The sequence below is a fragment of the Methylophaga sp. UBA4204 genome, assembly GCF_002379485.1.
Lineage (GTDB): Bacteria > Pseudomonadota > Gammaproteobacteria > Nitrosococcales > Methylophagaceae > Methylophaga.
Map to the genome: position 1 here is coordinate 1 of NZ_DFTU01000076.1, position 576 is coordinate 576.

Consider the following 576-nt stretch of genomic DNA (forward strand, 5'->3'; position numbering starts at 1 on the left):
CTGGAATCTGGTCTTCATGCAGTTTGACCGCTCTGCAGATGGCACGCTAACCCCACTGCCAAAACCTTCAGTTGATACTGGCATGGGCCTTGAACGTCTGGCAGCGGTGTTGCAGCACAAACATAATAATTACGACATCGATTTGTTTCAGAATCTGATTAAAGCGATTCAAAAACTGTCGGGCACTACCGATTCCAGCAATACTTCCCTGCGTGTTATCGCTGACCATATCCGCTCATGTGCCTTTATGATCACCGACGGCGTTCAACCTTCAAATGAAGGGCGTGGTTATGTACTGCGTCGTATTATCCGCCGCGCCATTCGTCATGGGCACAAACTGGGGTTAAAAGAAGCCTTTTTCTACAAACTGGTCCAACCCTTAGTCGATGAAATGGGCGAAGCATTTCCAGAACTTACTAAGGCACAGCCAGTTGTCGAACAGGCTTTGCAAATTGAAGAAGAACGGTTTGCCGATACGCTGGATAACGGTCTGAAAATTCTGGACCATGCTATTGAAGAAATGGGCGATAAAGAAATTCCCGGTGAGACCATTTTCCTGTTGTACGACACCTATGG

Annotated in this window: 1 protein-coding gene; it reads left to right on the forward strand. The window is 47.2% G+C overall.

The features are described from left to right. On the forward strand, positions 1-576 hold a 576-nt coding region (locus B3182_RS10880; protein ID WP_414683343.1), incomplete at both ends, for an alanine--tRNA ligase-related protein.